General features: G+C 45.4%; 18 protein-coding genes. 7 read left to right on the top strand and 11 right to left on the bottom strand.

Features of this window, described 5'->3' with window-relative positions:
• Window positions 1-1055: 1055 nt before the first annotated feature.
• From H532_RS18210 to H532_RS0107490, 6 genes are all read right to left on the bottom strand, one after another.
• Window positions 1056-1337 carry a sporulation YhaL family protein gene (locus H532_RS18210; protein WP_038111792.1) on the bottom strand — a complete coding sequence of 94 codons (282 nt, stop codon included), beginning with the start codon at window positions 1335-1337 and terminating at the stop codon, window positions 1056-1058.
• Between the two features lie 76 nt (window positions 1338-1413).
• Window positions 1414-2379: a 3'-5' exoribonuclease YhaM gene (yhaM, locus tag H532_RS0107510; RefSeq protein WP_027724980.1), complete on the bottom strand. Its 966-nt coding sequence runs from the start codon at window positions 2377-2379 to the stop codon at window positions 1414-1416.
• Window positions 2380-2515: 136 nt separating this feature from the next.
• Window positions 2516-3844: a sensor histidine kinase gene (locus tag H532_RS0107505; protein WP_245566431.1), complete on the bottom strand. Its 1329-nt coding sequence runs from the start codon at window positions 3842-3844 to the stop codon at window positions 2516-2518.
• Between the two features lie 13 nt (window positions 3845-3857).
• Window positions 3858-4535, bottom strand: coding sequence for a response regulator transcription factor (locus H532_RS0107500; RefSeq protein WP_027724978.1), 678 nt, complete (start codon window positions 4533-4535; stop codon window positions 3858-3860).
• Window positions 4501-7503: an AAA family ATPase gene (locus H532_RS0107495; protein WP_027724977.1), complete on the bottom strand. Its 3003-nt coding sequence runs from the start codon at window positions 7501-7503 to the stop codon at window positions 4501-4503. Before H532_RS0107495 ends, H532_RS0107500 begins: the two co-directional genes overlap by 35 nt.
• Window positions 7504-7514: 11 nt before the next feature.
• Window positions 7515-8735: a metallophosphoesterase family protein gene (locus H532_RS0107490; RefSeq protein ID WP_027724976.1), complete on the bottom strand. Its 1221-nt coding sequence runs from the start codon at window positions 8733-8735 to the stop codon at window positions 7515-7517.
• A gap of 284 nt (window positions 8736-9019) precedes the next feature.
• On the opposite strand from H532_RS0107490, the gene H532_RS0107485 reads away from it, so the two are divergent.
• Complete coding sequence (locus tag H532_RS0107485) at window positions 9020-9205, top strand: YhzD family protein (RefSeq protein WP_027724975.1); 186 nt, start codon at window positions 9020-9022, stop codon at window positions 9203-9205.
• A 40-nt stretch (window positions 9206-9245) separates the two neighbouring features.
• On the opposite strand, the gene H532_RS0107480 is transcribed toward H532_RS0107485, so the two are convergent.
• The 4 genes from H532_RS0107480 to H532_RS0107455 all read right to left on the bottom strand — a co-directional run bounded on the left by H532_RS0107480 (window position 9246) and on the right by H532_RS0107455 (window position 12832).
• Window positions 9246-9800, bottom strand: coding sequence for a hypothetical protein (locus H532_RS0107480; RefSeq protein ID WP_027724974.1), 555 nt, complete (start codon window positions 9798-9800; stop codon window positions 9246-9248).
• A 364-nt stretch (window positions 9801-10164) separates the two neighbouring features.
• Complete coding sequence (locus H532_RS0107470; RefSeq protein ID WP_027724972.1) at window positions 10165-11007, bottom strand: Cof-type HAD-IIB family hydrolase; 843 nt, start codon at window positions 11005-11007, stop codon at window positions 10165-10167.
• Between the two features lie 225 nt (window positions 11008-11232).
• Window positions 11233-11574 (bottom strand): YlbF/YmcA family competence regulator, encoded by a 342-nt coding sequence (locus H532_RS0107465; protein WP_027724971.1) that lies wholly within the window; start codon window positions 11572-11574, stop codon window positions 11233-11235.
• A 139-nt stretch (window positions 11575-11713) separates the two neighbouring features.
• Window positions 11714-12832 carry a DUF445 domain-containing protein gene (locus H532_RS0107455; RefSeq protein ID WP_027724970.1) on the bottom strand — a complete coding sequence of 373 codons (1119 nt, stop codon included), beginning with the start codon at window positions 12830-12832 and terminating at the stop codon, window positions 11714-11716.
• A gap of 88 nt (window positions 12833-12920) precedes the next feature.
• Between H532_RS0107455 and H532_RS0107450 the strand changes: the two genes are divergently transcribed.
• The 5 genes from H532_RS0107450 (at window position 12921) to H532_RS0107430 (ending at window position 17151) form a co-directional block, all read left to right on the top strand.
• Window positions 12921-14267: a YheC/YheD family endospore coat-associated protein gene (locus H532_RS0107450; protein ID WP_027724969.1), complete on the top strand. Its 1347-nt coding sequence runs from the start codon at window positions 12921-12923 to the stop codon at window positions 14265-14267.
• Between the two features lie 128 nt (window positions 14268-14395).
• Window positions 14396-14608: a DUF5342 family protein gene (locus H532_RS0107445; protein WP_027724968.1), complete on the top strand. Its 213-nt coding sequence runs from the start codon at window positions 14396-14398 to the stop codon at window positions 14606-14608.
• A gap of 198 nt (window positions 14609-14806) precedes the next feature.
• Entirely contained in the window at window positions 14807-14989 is a 183-nt protein-coding gene (locus H532_RS0107440; RefSeq protein ID WP_027724967.1) for a hypothetical protein, read from the top strand.
• A gap of 50 nt (window positions 14990-15039) precedes the next feature.
• Complete coding sequence (locus H532_RS0107435) at window positions 15040-15933, top strand: PucR family transcriptional regulator (RefSeq protein WP_027724966.1); 894 nt, start codon at window positions 15040-15042, stop codon at window positions 15931-15933.
• 117 nt (window positions 15934-16050) lie between these two features.
• Window positions 16051-17151 carry an ABC transporter ATP-binding protein gene (locus tag H532_RS0107430; protein WP_027724965.1) on the top strand — a complete coding sequence of 367 codons (1101 nt, stop codon included), beginning with the start codon at window positions 16051-16053 and terminating at the stop codon, window positions 17149-17151.
• A 57-nt stretch (window positions 17152-17208) separates the two neighbouring features.
• Here H532_RS0107430 and H532_RS0107425 read toward each other — a convergent pair whose 3' ends face one another.
• Entirely contained in the window at window positions 17209-17397 is a 189-nt protein-coding gene (locus H532_RS0107425; protein ID WP_027724983.1) for an alpha/beta-type small acid-soluble spore protein, read from the bottom strand.
• A gap of 198 nt (window positions 17398-17595) precedes the next feature.
• Between H532_RS0107425 and H532_RS0107420 the strand changes: the two genes are divergently transcribed.
• Entirely contained in the window at window positions 17596-18189 is a 594-nt protein-coding gene (locus H532_RS0107420) for a C39 family peptidase (RefSeq protein ID WP_245566430.1), read from the top strand.
• Window positions 18190-18355: the final 166 nt, after the last annotated feature.

Below are 18355 nucleotides of genomic sequence, written 5' to 3'. Positions count from 1 at the left end.
GTGACTTGACATATTCTTTTTCAGCTTTTGACCAGGGGATGAGGTTAGACAAGACCACCCAACGGTTATTGGGATTTAATTGTCCACCAAACGGCAGGAAAAATTCATGTGGCAGGATGAGTTGATCGGCATGATGTTCGTACAAAGTTAGTCCCTCCAAGTGCAAGGTTTTTGATGAGTTTCCGAATCATACCCTTGCATATAAATTCGACAAAAAAGTGAAAAACCCTTGTTAAATCAACATTTTTTTGTTATTCAGTAGACCCTAAGTAATGACCGAAACCGATGGAAGAAGTGAAAGTCCATTATATTTTTTCTCGGCATGTCTTATCTGACAGCATTTTCGCCAACCGTAAGCTAAAATGTTCGATCGGCTTGGCATTAATGACTTTTTGGTGTTATTTCCCAATATGAAACAGGCGATTGAAAGCCGGCCGTTTTCAACAAAAGCATATCATTTTGACGCTTTTGGACCAGCGTTTTAATATGCAATCGGCTGAATTGGCATTTTTTAGTCGGTGTTTTGGGCCGTTTTCGCCAAAAGCATATCACTTTGATCCTTTCGATCGGCCGTTTTGATACGCAATCGGAAAAAGCATATTATTTCTACACACAAACCGTCTTGAAATGATACGCAATCCAGTGAATTGGAAGTTTTTAGGCGGCAATTTTGGCCGTTTTCAACAAAAGCATATCATTTCGACGCTTTTGCACCAGCGTTTTAATATGCAAACGGTAAAAGCATATTATTTCCGCACACGAATCGCCTTGAAATGATACGCAATCCGGTGAATTGGCATTTTTTAGTCGGCGTTTTGGGCCGTTTTCGCCAAAAGCATATCGTTTTGACACTTTCGCACTGACGTTTTGATACGCAATCAGTAAAAGCATATTATTTCCACACATGAATTGCTTTGTAGTTAGTCCCTTTCCTGCCGAAGCAACCCTTTTGGCTGTCTCCTATTGACGTTTTGTCAGCCTGAAAACTGATAAACTTCTTACCAATAAGAAAAACCGGACCATCATCAATGATGGGTCCGGTCTTTTTTAGTAATTTATGATATGTTTTTATGACGCCGTTCTTTTTCTTCTTGCATTCTACGGATAAAAACCTGGCCTTGTTCCTCAATCCATTTTTCGTCTTCTTTTTCCTCGTCATCGGAATGCCTCATGAATTGCCAGAAGCTAATCAGTATGCCCGCCATCACCAAAACCACCCAGAACGGCAAACCGCCGATATAAGAAAGCATAGCGCCTAAAACACCGGCCTGCTGAAGAATATACAGCACAAAGAGAAATCCGATCAAATATAACGAGCGCTTGGTTTTTTTATTCATCGTTCTCCTCCTTCACATCTTGTCCTTCTTTATTAGTACGATATGAAGGAGATTTGTAAAATATGACGCAATTCTATCAAACAGCCCCTACTTTATCGCCAACAGATTGTAGCTTAGGTTTATAGAAAGAACGATTGTCCATCGCATAGAGCCGTTCGGTGAACTCACCCGGTTTGGTTTGTTCGAGCGCGCGGTGCATCATGTTCAGCTTAGCATCCAAATTATCGATCATATGCAAAACCTCTGCCTCCATTAATAGCGGCGGTTTTGGAGAGCCCCATTCGCCTTTTGAATGGTGGCTTAAGATCATATGCTGAAGGAGAATGACCTCTTCCCCTTCGATCTCAAGGGTTTTTGCCATATCAGCAATTTCATTTACCATAATGGAGATATGCCCGAGCAATTTACCTTCCAGTGTATAGGTCGTTGCACCCGCTCCCGAAAGTTCGATGACCTTTCCCATATCATGTAGGATAATCCCCGCATAAAGGAGGTCAGTGTTTAATTCCGGCCGCAATGACGCAATGGCTTTAGCCAAATCGAGCATCGATACGACGTGATACGCGAGGCCAGACACATACTCATGATGGTTTTTCATCGCCGCCGGGTATTCAAAAAACGCTTTTTGGTGTTTTTTCACAAGCGCGCGCGTGATGCGTTGCATGGCCGCATTTTTTATTTCAAAAATGTATTGCGTGATTTTTTCCGTCAACTCGGCGGCAGAAATCGGCGCAGTCGGTACGAGATCACTCAACTGATAAGGATCTCGCTCGGTTGCTAGTCGAATGTCGCGAATGCGCAACTGTTTTTTGCCGCGAAAGGAAGTGATTTCCCCCTCTACTTTGACGACAGCTTCTCCCACATATGTTGCTTCATCCTCGGGGGTTGCGTCCCAAAGTTTTGCTTCAATATCCCCTGAGATATCTTGTAGAATCAGCGTCATAAACGGTTTGCCAGTACTCGCTACAGACCGAGTGGCCGATTTGATCATCAGAAAATGGTTGACCGGGTCACCCTCGGTTAAATAGGCAATGCCCTTCATGGGTTCTCCTCCTTAAACTTTTTATAAAAAAACATGGCTCAACCAAGGCTTTTAGGCGATGACAGGGCTTTCATTGCCCTTAGGGTAGTCTGAAAATGACAAACAAGTATAAAAAACGTTAACGGGAGCGGCCTATTTATCCAACGTTTGGAACGGTAATGGTAAAGCGGACGCCGCCGGCCACATTCTCGGCTTTGATTTGCCCTTTATGGCGCTCCACAATGCGTTTAACAATCGCAAGCCCCAAGCCGAATTGCCCTTTTTTCCCTTTGTTAAATGGTTCAAACAGGCGGATCGCTTCCGCTTCCGAAATGGGTTCTCCGTCATTTTCAATCGTCATGACTTGCGAATCGCCTTCTGTTCTTGCTGAAAGGGTAATCCGAGATTTGGCGTAACGGAGTGCATTCTCGACGAGATTTTCGAGAACAACGAGCCACTGTTCCGGGTCCACCTTTAATTCGACCTCTTCACCTGATACCGCGATCGTAACATCCGTCCGATTCGTCGCAAACCGCTCCTTTATCACTTCGGCCAATTGACCGAACGAAACCGCTTCCCGATTCGGCTTTTCATCGCGCAGAGAGTCGACTTTCGTATAATAAAGCAGCTTCTTCACCCGTTTTTCCATGAGCTCCGCTTCTTCTAAGATGATATCCATCGTATCGTCGAGCCGCTCTTCTGGATAGACGCCATCTTTTACAGATTGGGCATAGCTTTGGATAATCATGATGGGTGTTTTCAGTTCATGGGAAGCCCGTTGTAAAAAATCTTTTTGCGCTTCATCGTAACGGATAAGGTTGATGCGCATGTCCTCGAATTGCTTCGACAGCTTGCCAAATTCATCATCGCTTTTCCATTCGAACGGTTTTTTCCAATTGAGATTGGCAATTTCCTCAAAACGGTTGCCGAGCTCTTTCAACGGAGCCTTCAAATAGCGAATCAACAGCGTACCTAGGATCAAGGCGGCCAATCCTGCACAGAGCAGGACAAAAATCAACTCGCGCCAGAGTCCTTGCATCATCTGTTTCGTGCTCGTATCCCACATATAAGAGATAAGATACGCGGCCGCCGGCTCTTGTCTAAGATTGCGCACGACATAATAGAGGGTTGCCCCTTGATAGGTTAAATGGTACTCGCCAACCTTACTTTTTTGTTCGGCCGCCTGATCAAGCATTTGCTTGACGACGGAAGCGGGCACCGGGTCACCTTTCATTCCTTCCAGTCCCTGATAAATCAAAATATGACCGACGGCTCTTTCCGCTTGACGTTTCTGAATGAAGTCAAGATGGGAATCAGGAATATCGAAAGTATCGATATTTTGTATGAGTTCGAGCTGGACTTGTTCAATGGTGTGGTAGGCATCCCGCTCTAAAGCCCTTTGTAAAGAAATCGGATAAATCAACCCGACAATCAAGCCGATGATTAAAACGAGAAAGATAAATGACAGCCAAATGCGTTTAGACAATGATCCATGCATTTTAAGTCACGATCCTGTAACCGGCACCGTACAGAGTTTCCAAAGGAAGGCGCGGCATTTTTTTTCGGATTCGGCGTATAACATCATCAACGGCGCGGTTTGAGCCCACATAATCCTCACCCCAAACCGTCCGAAGAATTTCTTCCCGGGTCTTCGCCAAATTGACGTTTTCGAGCAAATAAAGAAGGACATCAAACTCCTTCATCGTCAATAGGATTTCTTCATGATCTTTGGAAAAAACTCTCCTGCGGTTGACATCGATGCGGTAATCGGACAGTTCGATAAAATGGCTTTTTAGACCTTGTCCGTACACTCGGTGTAACAGTTTTTTTGCGCGGATCACGAGCTCTTTCGGAAGAAATGGCTTTGTCAGGTAATCGTCACTGCCCATCTCAAGGCCGAAAATTTTATCCAAATCGCGGTCGCGGGCGGAAATAAAAATGACGGGCTGTTCGGAATGGATTTCTTTGATTTTTTTGATCAAATCATAGCCGGACATTCCCGGCAACATGATGTCAATAATCCATAAATGCGCGCCGCTGTGCAAGTAATCGAGCGCTTCTTCGGCCGAATGAAAGACTTGCACGTTCCATCCTTCATTTTCAAGATAAGTTTTTAATATTGAGGCCAGCTTTTCTTCATCTTCAACGAGCAGTATCCGAAATGATAGATCCGACATTTGATCTGTCCCCTTCGCGCCTTTGATTTGTTAATTCCAAGATAGCCGATGAACCGTGCCGATGACAAGTAAAGAATAAAATTTGTCGACGATTCCCGATTTGTCTAAATATCTCCATCACCTGTTTGAGCCTTTTCGCATCAAAATTGACAAATCCGTCATCAACGATGAGGGGCCATGCTTCATCCGTTTCCATTAAATCCATAAGAGAAAGCCTTAAAGATAAATAAAGTTGTTCACGCGTGCCGCGACTCAGTGATGCTGCGGAAAAAATCACCCCATCCGATCGTTCGACAAGGAATCCGTCCCCTTCGTTATAATAGAGCTTGACATATTTGCCAGCTGTAATATTAGAAAAATGAAGAGACGCCCGCTTAAGTAAAGCTGGGAGCCGCGTTGCTTGATAACGCTCTTTGGCTTCATTTAATACAGCCTGGGCGGTCCGGATGGTTCCCCATTTTTTGGCGAGGTCGTTTAACACGTATTGTTTTTCCTTATAGTCATGGAGAAGCTCGGGATAGGTTTCATCCTTTTCCATATGTTTGATCTGAGACTCCGCATCGGCCAATTTTTGCTGCAGATGCTTGATATGCGACTCTAGCTCATCCAGCTGCTTGAGAAAATCTTCATCCGAAACACCTTCCCAATAACCGTCTGAAAGCCAAGCAAAATATTGCTTCCTGTCTTCGGCTCGCGGTGCGAGATGGCGAAGCTGGGTCACGAGCGACTGAAGTTGCTTTTCTTTTTCTTTCTTTTGAACATAGAGTGAACAAAAGCGGTAAAACGCCTCTTCGGTTTCGGCTCCCGAAAGCTCCAAAAGCTTTTGACATTCCATTTTGGCCCGCTCGCACTTCGCCCGAACGGTGTCGTAATGGTCTTGAAAATGTTCGAGAGCTTCTATAAGTTTTTGCTTTTTCTCGCGTGAAGCTTTTGCGTGTTCAAGCCGAGCGAAAGCCTCCTCCAATGTTAAATCGGGCGCATCTAGGAGAGAAACAGCCTGTTGATATCTCTCGCGAAAATCGGCCAAAAGGCCTTTAAAATGGGCGGCTTCGGCTTCAAGTTCCTCGATTTGTTGGATTTGACTTCGAATTTTTTCAGCCAGTTGAATAGCTTCGGGAAGCAAGGCAATGGCCATCTCCGGCAGCCCAATGGCTTCGCGCCATTCACGGAGGCCCGCTTCAATTTCAAGGAGCTTAAGTTGAATCCGTTCGTTTTTTTGGATATAGTTGCGACACGTTTTTTCTTCCTCGGCAATTTGCGCTTCTACAAGAGCGAGTTCCCGACGGCGGTCTTTTTCTTGCTGATAGACGCTTTGCAGCTCATGAATGTCCACCGCGTCCTGATCTTCCAACGCTGAGAGCTGTGCGCGCAAAGCCTTTTCGTCCATTTGCGGCATCAAGCGCTCACGAAGTGCCCCGAAAAGCCGCCATACCAAAAACGAAAAGCTCCCGCCCAAAATGATGGAAAGCCCAGCCCATAACGGATGGTCGTGAAGGGTTAAAAGCGCGAACCCTATAAAAAAAAGCGCAGGTATGAGCACGGCGGCTATTCTAAAACCGGAGAGCCATTTGGCGTTTTCTTTTGCTTTTTTTAGTGTCATCCACTTTTCTTCTAGATGTGCTTTTTCTGCGGCGAGTTGTTCCGGTTGATGTTTTCGCCACGTATTTTCTAACTCTTGAAACGCAGCTTCCGACAATATACTGTTCTGGAGTTCAGCCCGCCTTTCCTTCAGAGCGCGGAGCTTTTCCTCTGCCGTATCGCATGCAGCTTCAATGGCTCGGCTTCGCTCCGCTTCCGTCTGCCAGCGATTCATCTCATCTCTTAGCCACTGTTTTGAGTCGAGGTCAAGCGGCATGTTTTTCAGCGTTTCGAGGTCGTCCTCGGTCATTCCTAGCTGCTCCAAATCGGCATGCAAAACCACTTTTTCACGGCGGAGTCGTTCACGCCTCAGCTCCCATTCACGTTCCCATAGCGAGCGCTCGGAAGCTTGTCTTTGAAGGGCTGTCAACTGCTTTTCAACCTGTAAGATGTCGTCTTCCGCTCCGAATTGCGAAAGGGCTGTCTTAATCGGCGCCATTTTCGTTTCCAGTTCATCAAGTTCACCTTGATAACTTGCGACTTGTGTGCGCCAGTGGTCATAACGGGTTTTTGCGTCCTCCGGAAAACGCGATAAGTCAGGAAACTGGTTAAGCGCTTCTTTTACGCTAATGATATCGATCACTAGAGGTTCAGCGGCTTTATACCGTTGAAAAACATGTCTCTGTTTTTCCAAATCCCGTTTGGAAGATACGGCGCTTTCTATGTCTTTTTTCAGTTGCTCCGATTGGTTTTTGAGTGTCAAATAGTCATCCATCTGTTTTTTCCACTCGGTGAGCTTAGCCTGGAGCGCATCTAACTCCAGTAAAGTCTGATTGATAAGAGGTAACCTTCCCCCCGGCTTAAACAGCGCCCCGGCTTGTTTTTCTAATGATTTTTCTAGATCAGACAATTGCCGCTCCCCGACCATTCCTGTGTTGAACAGAAAGCGGTTGAATTCTTCCGCTTTAAGCCTTTCAATGCCTTTTAAGCCTTCCAAGTCAAAACAAAAGACCGCCTCAAACACATCCCGGTCGATCCCATGAAGAAAGCTATACCACGCTTCTTCGGACAAAACGTCCCCATTTTCATTAAAAAACGTTGCTTTTCCGCCATTTCTTTGATAATAGCGAACGATTTTTAGCTTTCCCCATTGCTTCGTCTGTAACGTGATGCTGCCACCGACATCGTGAGGATTGCCACCATCATTTAAATACGGAAGTAAATCAGCTTTTCTCGGGAAACCGAAAAAAATGCATTTGATAAAGTTAACGAGGGTGGATTTCCCCGCTTCATTAGGGCCGTATACGGTTAAAAAAGCTGCTTCATCAAAGGAGACTTGCCAATGGTGAAAAAGGCCGAACCGATCAATCTGGATTTCTAATATTTTCATAAACGACACCTCTAGCGATGGGGGGAATTTTGTTGGGTTAAACCCATTAAAATCAATTTTTCCGCTTCCTCTAACAATTGGCGTTGATCCACATCCGTCAGTGGGGTGAGGTATTTTTTGGCACGATGGTGACCATACAACATAGCTACATCTTCAACAACCGTTTGCTTCTGGTCAATCAAACGGATGATATCCCCGATAAAATGTGAAGAACTCGCAAGCTTACTTCGGTCTAAAGGCAGAGAAACAGCTTGTCTTATCTCTGTCACCCACACAAAATTTTCCCGTTCATCTTCCAGCACTCGCAGCACTTCGAGTAAATCACTGTCAGTTTGCGGTATGAACGAGGCTTCTCCTGTTAAAACCAAACGCAGCAAGACCGCATCTTGCTTTTTTCGATGCTCTTCCTTCTTTTGCTCAGCGCGCTTTACCAATTCATCAAACGTCTCGACACCGGTCACATCCAGTTCAGCGGTCTCCCAGATAATGCCGCTCGTTTTGATAAACTCGGTTTTGGTATGACCGTGATGGAGCGTTACAATATAAAAGCCTTTTTCTCCCGTTTCTTTCGCGGATAATCCTTGTAAAGACCCCGGATAGATGATGGGTGGGTTGTCGTTCAGCACAGCCCTTTTGTGAATATGACCGAGCGCCCAGTAATCCATGTCTTTAGCTAACAAATCAGACAGTGTAAAAGGCGCGTAGACGTCATGATCGCTATTACCTTTCAGACTGCCGTGGAGCATGGCAATATGGTAATCCGCCCCAGGTTCTTTTTTATAAAGGGCAATCATATTGTCTGGAATATGCCGGGAGCCGTAGCTGAATCCATAAATATTCACTGTTTGTCCATTTTTCAAGCGGTGCGTCTTCCGTTCCGGGCTCGGCCCAAAAATCTGTACATGCTCCCCATATGTGAGACCCGACCAGTGACGATCCAACGGGTCGTGGTTCCCATGAAGCATATAAACGGCTATGTCATAATCGGCGAGTGGACGGATAAGCGCCTTAAATTGCGTTTCAGCCCGCAAGCCGCGTGTTTCCCCGTCAAAAATATCCCCAGCCAACAAAATAAAATCGACTTTTCGGGCTATGGCGGTTTGGATTAAACGGGAAAAGGCCGAAAACGTGCTTTCGCGTACGCGTTTTTTCATTGTCTCACCACAGCCGTCGATCCCTAGAAAAGGCCTGTCCAAATGTAAGTCAGCCGCATGTATAAAAGTGACGGACATGAACAACCCCTCCGTTTCTCTAGCTTCATTTTATCACAACCCCATAGAGACGACCATATGTTCCCTGTTGAAACCTGGATGAATTGGTGTGAAGTAACTTTTGACCTTAGTTTTGATTCATAACAAACCAGTTGCCGCTATATGTAAGTTCGTGTCTATCCTTTTCTCTTTCGCTCATTGGCAAAAAATTGACTCGCTCTCCCATTTCAGGCTTTATCGCCTGTCGAAAAAGTCTTATAATATAAAAAAAGACAAGAAACAACCGACAATGGGGAGGGCCGTCTATGCCAAACTACATTATCACGGTTTACGAAAAAGACGGAACAAAACTGGTCGATGAAACGATTGAAGCTGATAACGACCGGGAAGGAAGAAAAAAGGGCGAAGCGTGGCTTTTAGAACATGGGTATGAGAATCATACGAGCCGCGTCACATCCACTTCCGGAAAACTCATACATTTTCACCGATAAAAAAACGGCTCTGCTATACCTTTTAGGTGATGGCAGAGCTTTATTTGCCTTTATGGCGGACCGATATCGTTTTTACTAATATCATTAACGAAAAAAGAGGCTGGCAGACACTTCCATTCGAAGTGTCTGCTTTAGTGCCGGTATCAATTTTTTCACCCTTATGAAAAACACGGCCTCCCGCCTTAAAATCGGAAGCTAACTCGACGCGGAGATTGCTTGTCCCTTCTCCGTGCAAGGCGATAATGGCTTTCATGAGATTTCCGAATGTTAACGGGCCATCGAGAATCCCCATGATATCCGTAAGGAAGATTTCATTGCCAAAGGTTTCTTTATAAAAAGCCGTTTTACCCATTTTTAGCAAGCGGTCATCGACTTTCACCGTTGTTCGTTTTTCACTTGTGTTTAATAAGTGGCCCGCTTGATCTTGTCCCATAATATTTCCGTTCTGATCAAAACCTGATAAAGGTTTGTGACGGTTTTTGATGATTGAACGGTCCGGGACATAGGTATACCGGAAATCGGACTGCCAAGCTAAAAGTATGACAACCGCCACCAAAACAATGATGGTACCGATGATCCAAATGCGCTTCTTCATAACGGGTATCCTTTCAATCGATGTCAGGAATATTTTGCACAGCTAGCCTCTCGATCTATTCTAAAAAACACCATAAAGCGACACTTTCAGTGGGGTTGGCCAAACGTTCAAACCCGAAAACGGGCGCTTTCGTTACTTTTTTTCGTGCATAAAACGTTCGCGCTCATACAAAAAGCGCCAGGTTTTTCGGCTTCATTCGCCGCAACACCATGGCGCAAAAATATATAAGACTTTTTCCAAAAATCCGATGATCTAACCCACAGTTGAACTGAAAAACGCTGCCATTCCACTTTTTTCGCAACGTTTACCTGTTTTGGAAACCTAAAAACGTCGCGCAAACACTCCGATAATATGGATGCAAGTTTTAATTAAAAATCGACAGTTTCATTTGCTTGCGGAATACCTCTTTCACCATATAAGCGACGCCGTTCATATCATTGGAACGCGTCACCCATTGTGCCGCATCGCGTACCTTTTTCGGGGCGTTTTTCATCGCCACACCGAGCCCGCATTTTTCAATCATCTCTAAATCTGCAAGGGAATCGCCCACAGCCACAATTTTCGAAAGCGGAATGTCAAGCCTTGCCGCCAGAAATTCCAAGCCATCAAACTTTGACGTTCCTTTTTTCGTTAGAACGATTTGGTCTTCACTTTTCTTTTCAATCTGGACGGATGGGAAATAGTCCACAAGCGACTCATAAATTTCTTCGGCATGTTCCGGTTGAAGCGTAACAAGCACATCGGTGGCCTCATCGTCATTTTCTCTTAAGTAATCACTCAGCCGTTGGACATAGGTCACGGGATAAAATAGCGGTTCGCTGACGCCGATCGTCATCTTTGCGAGCAAGTTTTGCTGACGGGGGCGATTGGCGACAGACATTTTCTCATGTGAAAAGCGAATCTGGCATTGATAGGTCTCCAAAAATTCCACGAGCTGCAACAGCACGGCATGCTCAATCTTGCTGGTGTAAATCGGCGCATCGATGGTGGCAGAAACAAAGGCGCCATTATGTGTAATAATGGGGTGCTTTAATTTCAAGGCTTTTGCCACTTTGGCGGCGGAATAAAAATGGCGTTCCGTCACCAGTGTGACAACCACTCCTTTTTCTTGTGCATAGTGGATGGCTTCTTTTGTTTCCCGATCCAGCCGATTATTGCTTTTTAAAAGGGTGCCATCGATGTCCAATGCTAGTAAGCGGTATGCCAAGGTAATCCCCCTTTTCAATGGAATCGCTGCTTATTCATTCTGTTTTTATCCATATGTTGTTTTTTCTGAGATTAGAACGGCTTGGGCTTTGTAAACCATAAAAATAAAACAGGTAAACGCTTGGCCATCCACTCACCGTTTACGCTACTGTGGACATCGATTTTTATCCTATACTTGGCATACAAAAAGCGCGGTATTCCGCCGCGCTTTCCGGTTATCGGAGCCTCATTTTCCGTAAAGCTCCTCCAACGGTTTGGACATGATTTTATTGACATCGTTTAACAACGCGCCAAGTCGTTGCTCAGCCATCATAAGTTGTGCGATCAATGGGTTCGTTTGAGCGATTTGCATTTGCTGTTGGATTTGCTGCGTTTCATCACGGGAAATGGGCTCGCCTCGCATGCTTTTTTCCTGCAAGCGAATTTGCAGGCGTTTGAACCCGTCAAATAAGCGGCTCGCATTAGGATCGCTTTTCACTTGCTGAACAGCCTGTTTGAGGCGCTTATATTCCGCCGTCTCGCGAATCGATCTTTCCAGTTCATACGCATAGTCGTAAATATTGCTCAAGAAAATTTCCTCCTTGCATTAAAGATCCGGCTTTCTCTTTCCATCATAGTCCCGAAGGAGGAAAATGTGTTTTATTTTCAGGAAGTCATGGTGAAAAAAATCATGTCCTCACAAAACATCAGGATTAAACCGCAAAACTCTACCCCAGCATGAGGACCACCCCGGCTTGAATAAACCCAATGGCCCCTCCAAGGAGCGCGCCGAGATAAGTAATCATTTTGAATTCCTTTTTGGAGATCATTAACACGACATCTTCCAATTCTTGAATGGAAAACTGGCGGACTTGATCCGTAACCAGTGCTTCAAGATTGAGCATCTCCAGTATCTCCGGGACGCGCTCAGCTAGAAGGTTCAGGAGACTGTGAACAACTTTCGGAATAACTTTCAGCCAGTCCTCTTTAAATTCACCCAATAGTTTTTGCGGAGGAAGTTGCCCCCATTTTTCGATTGGTAATCGTTCAACGATCAATGTGGCCCAATCTGCCGGTTGAAAAGCGGTCAATACCTCACCTAAACTCCGGTTTTTCAATTTGTGCCATTCCTCATTCAGTATCGCTTCGATCATAGCGGCAAAATCCGGCCGCTTTAATAATGCTAACAGTTCCGAATAAATTTTCTCGACAAGGCTTTGATTTCCTAAAAATAATCCTAAAATATTGCCGAAAAACCCTTTACCCGCAAAAACCGCATTCAATTGTTCCAGAACCTTATTTCTTCCTTCTGGTGAATCTAAATATGCAATCAAACTTCGAGCCACCCATTGAGCAACTTTCGGCAAACGGGACTCAATGGCAATGGCCCAGCTCCCCATCACTTCGTTCATCGTTAGGCTTTTGCTGGATTGCAAATGGTTGCGCAATGCTTCTTCCAACTTTTTCCTAATATTTTCGGTCAAGACATCAGCATCCACCCATCTGGATAGAGGCGCTTCCCAGAAGCCGCTCTGGTCGAGCCATTCTCTGATACGTTTTTCCGCTATATGATTCATTTGTTCAGCAAAAGCCGGGTCTTGGATCTTCATTCTCAAGCGATCTTCCGTAATCAAATGTTTCATGACTAAGCGCCCCAACTGTACGGCAATTTCTTCGCGGCGCCTCGGGATCAATCCTGGGGTAAACGGCAGGCGAAAGCGCCCGATCATGATCGCCCGAGTCGGTTTAAAAAGCATTTTTATCGCAATGTAATTCGTCACGCCGCCAATCACAGCACCGACAATTGTTAGAAGAGAGATTGTTATAAAAACATGACTGAAACTCATCAGTATCATCCTTTTGCCTCAATTTCTGCCGCACATATCTGGGCATTTAACCATATGTTAAAGCAGAATGTTATATGGAGGGACCTTTGTGAACAGTGTAAAACTTGACAAGCGGGCGGATTCGGAAGGAACCGTGTATCTGCCGCGACATTTATACCGTGACGGGATTAAAAACGTTTGGTTTTCAAACAAAAATATGATGTGTCGCCCGGCTGTAAGCGAGGATGAGGAGACGGTTTATCTCTCCGATGATTTATGGCGGGCCTTATCTGTTCCTCATCCTATGCGGATCCAGGCTACCGTGATTGGAGAAGCCCTTTATTTCTTGCCCATCATCGGTTTATTGACCACAGGGTATACATCCGGGTCTTTGTACCCTTTCGGCCAAAGAACAGATGAATACCAACGGCTCATTACCTTCGTCAAAAAAAACAGCGGATGTGCTTTTATTTTAACACCTGACCATTTTGATTGGGAAAATGAAACGGTAAATGGCATATTTTATCACAATGGAAAATGGGTGGAGAAGCTCGCACCCTTTCCGCAAGTCGTCTATGATCGCATTCCCAATCGAAAGGATGAGCGCTTAACGAAAGTGCAAGAAGTGAAAAACAAACTCCAATACAAATACGGCATTCCTTGGTTTAATCCCGGATTTTTCGACAAGGCGGAGATTTTTGAAGCGCTGAAACATCATCCCATTTCCGCACAGTACTTACCACAAACGTATGAACTGAATTTGGAAAACCTGAGAAAGGCGCTCGATCTTTACCCGTCTGTCTATGTCAAACCGAAAAAAGCAAGCCACGGAATTGGCATAAAACTATTCAGTAAAGAAGGGGAAAAAATCCGCTGCCTAGCCTATCATCAAGGGGAACCGATCGAAAAAACATATCATCATGTCCTTGAACTTTTATCGGCTGAATTCCGACACTATTCTCCTAACCAATATCTTATACAACAAGGGGTGACACTGCCCGAGTATAATGGCCGCCCATACGATTTCCGCGTGCATACCAACAAAGATGGGACGGGAAAATGGCAGCTCAGTGCCGTAGCCGCCAAAACAGCTGGGGCTAACAATATGACAACACATGTTTTATATGGTGGAGATGTCAAAACGCTTGGAGAAATATATGGCCGTAAGAAGGCGCTATCCGTCTTATCGCAAATTAAAGATGCCTGTATTGCCCTCAGCGAAATCATTGATCAAGAGATCGACGGACTAATCGGCGAGCTCGGTTTCGATGTCGCCGTGGACCGTGAAGATCGCCTATGGCTTTTCGAAGCCAATGCAAAGCCCGGACGCATCATTTTTACCAAACCAGCCATCCGCAAACAAGCCCGCTTCGTCGACAAATACTGGTTCGACTATTGCACCTATTTAGCAGAGCTGGGCATTCGGAAACCACAATGGTATTTATCGCTCGTTTAAAATTCCCGCTGTTTTAAGGGATTTTGACGTCCGAATTGCCCGTAACACCATTCAAGCGATATCGGTCATCACCGTAAGCCTTTTCATTTCCTTCGCGAAATGGTATGGTTATGTTGAGGTGACAAGTTGTGTTAACCCATTTCACCTATAAACCGTTTATCGCCAAAGATACCCATCGCCGCGAGTACCTTTTTTCGTTTTATTACAAAGGGACTTATTACAGTGGCGTTTACCATTATAACGGGGCCATTGATTGGCAACCCGAGCCAAATGAAGAAGATCGGGCCATGCTCACATCCCGTATCCACGAACTGATGCTCTTTCACGTCTACGACACTTGAAGCTGGCTTGCCTGATGTGACTTTTTCATGAAAACTTTACTCTGCAAGCCTTTTGGACGAAGCTAGAGCTGGCCTAAAAAATGAAATGCTTTTTACAAATACAGCAAAAATCGCTCGGAAGCCTCAACAGGTTTTCCGATAACTACCGGTTATGTTCCCCTTTGTTTCGGCCAACCTATACTTTAAGGAGGCGAAACAATGAAGAAGGAACAGCGGATAAAAAAAGATTTGGAATACGAAGGTCGCAAAGAGTATGAACTTGACGTCGACCGCATGATTAATGAAGGTATGGCTGGCGGAACCGTCAACCCGGATTATGAGCACCCTTCTGTCGGATATACCCACGATATCGTATCCGAATCCAAAAACACCCATCAGTGATTCAACCCCGCCCCGTCCTCTAGGGACCGGGGTTTTTTAAGGAGATCGTTATGTTAGATGCCATTAAAGCGCTTTATGGTCCAGCAGTTGCCGAGGACCTCAATAGCATTAATGATCCTGAAAGCTATTATTGGTTTAAAACGGAAAGCGGCATGCCTTTTGGCATAAAAAAAGCCGCCGTCTCCGAAAAAGAGTACCGGCTTTTGACCCTAACCTTTCAACCGTTGACAACCCTTCCGAAAAGTTTGACGGATGAAGAACGAATCTGGCATGAATGTCTATTTCTTGGGAAGAAAAATCATGAGGTTTTCTCGGATGGCACCTCGCGCTATCTGTTACATATACAACTCAAATCAACATTGAGCGACCCAGATGCCTTCCGCGAGGCGATTCAAGCTTTATTTGATCAAACACCGGTTATCTTATGGAAAAATGAAGAAACCGTGATCCTCGTTCTCCTAAATCGGCCCGATGCCATTCTGGCAGAAGAATTCATCCAAATTTTAGCCACCGATTTTTACGCCGATGTCCGGTTGTTCATAGGGACAGCGCTCAACGGGGCGGATTCGGCGCATGCCCTGTACACACTTGAAGAAAAGGCATTTGCCCTCGCCAGAAAAGTGCTACCCGAAAAACGCATTTACATTTTTGAGAAGGTGCTGCCGCTTGTCATGTTGACTGAAGTTCCGAAAGAAATCATGGAGACGGCTTATGGATCCCTTTTTCAAGTATTAAAAGACGGCGACCCCGAGTGGGTAAAGAGTCTTTCTACCTTTTTTGAACATGGGATGAACATGAAACAAGCAGCCAAAGCGCTTTTTATCCATCGGAACAGCTTGCAGTACCGACTGGATAAGTTTACCGAAAGAACTGGCCTTGACCCTCGGCAGTTTGATGAGGCGCTCTTCATTTATTTGGGCCTTCTTGCGGAAAAGCTTTTGTAAACTCTTACAAGAAACGCCGTTTTTTTTGTTAAAGCTGCCCATTTCTCCCCTTCTTTAAAGCGTTTACAATGAAGTTAAAGTAATAACGCTTGAGAAATGAAGGAGGCAGAATCGAGCATGGCAGGCATTAAACTAAAACACGTATCCAAACGGTATGATAACAGCGACAAATATGCCGTAAAAGATTTCAACCTTGACATTCAAGATAAGGAGTTCATCGTTTTCGTCGGCCCTTCCGGCTGCGGAAAATCAACGACATTGCGGATGATTGCCGGGCTTGAGGAAATTTCCGAAGGTGAGCTTTACATCGGGGATAAGCTGGTCAATGATGTGGCACCGAAAGACCGGGATATCGCGATGGTTTTCCAAAACTACGCGCTTTATCCGCATATGAATGTCTATGATAATATGGCATTCGGCTTGAAACTGCGCAAATTTAAGAAAGCAGAAATCGACAAACGCGTTAGGGAAGCAGCAAAAATCCTCGGGTTGGAAGAATATTTAAACCGCAAACCGAAAGCGCTCTCCGGCGGTCAACGGCAACGGGTGGCACTTGGCCGGGCGATCGTGCGCGACCCGCAAGTCTTCTTGATGGACGAGCCGTTGTCTAACTTGGACGCCAAGCTGCGCGTCCAAATGCGCGCCGAAATCTCTAAGCTGCACCAACGTCTGCAAACGACAACCATTTACGTCACGCACGACCAAACCGAAGCGATGACGATGGCCACGCGCATCGTTGTCATGAAAGACGGTGTCATTCAACAAATTGGCACGCCAAAAGAAGTGTACGATCAGCCGGAAAACGTATTTGTCGGTGGGTTCATTGGGTCGCCAGCGATGAATTTCCTCCGAGCCCGATTGGAAGATGGCTTGGTCGTCATCGGGGATATCAAAATTAAGGTTCCTGAAGGAAGAATGAAGACACTCCGTGAGAAAAATTACGTTGGTAAAGACATTACGCTCGGCATTCGTCCAGAAGATATCCACGATGAACCGCTTTTCATCGATTCATCCAAGGACACGGCTTTTGATGCCGTTATCGACGTCGCCGAACTCATGGGTGCCGAAACGTATCTTTATTCCACGATCAGCGGGCAAGAATTCATCGCCCGTATTGATGCGCGCAACTTCGTCACGAACGGTCAAAAACTGCGCCTTGCCTTTGACATGAATAAAGCTCACTTCTTTGATGTCGAAACCGAACAACGCATTCACTAAATTCCAAGAGGGAAGCGGTCACACGCTTCCCTCAGCCATTATTTATGAAGTTTTTGGTTATTGAAATTGTTGTTGAGCTTGAGCGACAAGACGTTTCGTAATTTCGCCGCCGACAGAACCGTTTGCTCGGGAAGTGGTGTCAGCGCCAAGATTTACGCCGAATTCGCGAGCAATTTCAGCTTTCATTTGTTCAAGTGCTTGTTCCACGCCCGGGACAAGCAGTTGATTGCTGTTGTTGTTGGCCATCAAGTCTCACCTCCCATTACCTATTGTGCCGCACCATTCTTTTTTGACTCACTTAATATTTTCCAGTATAAAAAAAACATTTTACCCAGATTTCAAGAAAATATCCATTTAAAAACAGTTTGTCTGCGGGCTTACATGGGATTTTCAGTGCATGTTTCTTATTGTAAGATGAAATTAAAAAAGGAGAGGAGAGAAGGCATGGCTCAAAAGCAAATTATTTTGGATGTCCCGTTAATCGCTCAATTACCCGAACTTCCGCGGGGATGTGAGGTCACATCGCTTGCGATGCTTCTCCATTTTGCCGGGCACCACGTCGATAAAATGGAACTGGCCGAGCGCATTCGCAAAGTGCCGTTTGAGAAAGACGGCTTGCGCGGCAATTTGTACGATGGCTTTGTCGGTGATATGTATTCCTTTGAAACAGACGGACTCGGGGTGTATGACGCACCGATTGCGGACTTGGCGCGGGAATTCCTCGGCGAGCGCGTCATCGTCCTGACCGGTTCCGACTGGAGCGCTGTTGAAAAGCAATTGGATAACGGTTTTCCCGTCTGGGTGATCGTCAATGAGGAATTTCGGCCGCTCCCGGATTCAGATTGGCAAACATGGCCAACCGCTCGCGGGCCGTTAAAAGTGACCTACAAGGAACACGCCGTTGTCATCACCGGGTATGATGACGATTTTGTTTACTTCAATGATCCACTCGCGCCGAAAAAAAACCGCAAAGAACCAAAAAGCGACTTTTTAGCTGCGTGGAAGCAATTTGGCAACCAAGCGATTTCTTATACTTGAACCCAAATTTTTTGATCCAAGCGCATTTGCACGACATTTTCAGGTTTCCACTACTCAAAAACGTCGCGCAAAATACGAAAGCGCAACGTTTTCCGGTCCACCGATGTCCAAAACATCACTTTTCATCCAGATATCAGGAGATAATGTGATCTTTATACGATCGCCA

Origin of the sequence: Tuberibacillus calidus DSM 17572, from assembly GCF_000430685.1 — a bacterium.
Lineage (GTDB): Bacteria > Bacillota > Bacilli > Bacillales > Sporolactobacillaceae > Tuberibacillus > Tuberibacillus calidus.
Note: the sequence above shows the minus strand (reverse complement) of the source record. Positions and strands in the feature narration are given on the sequence as shown.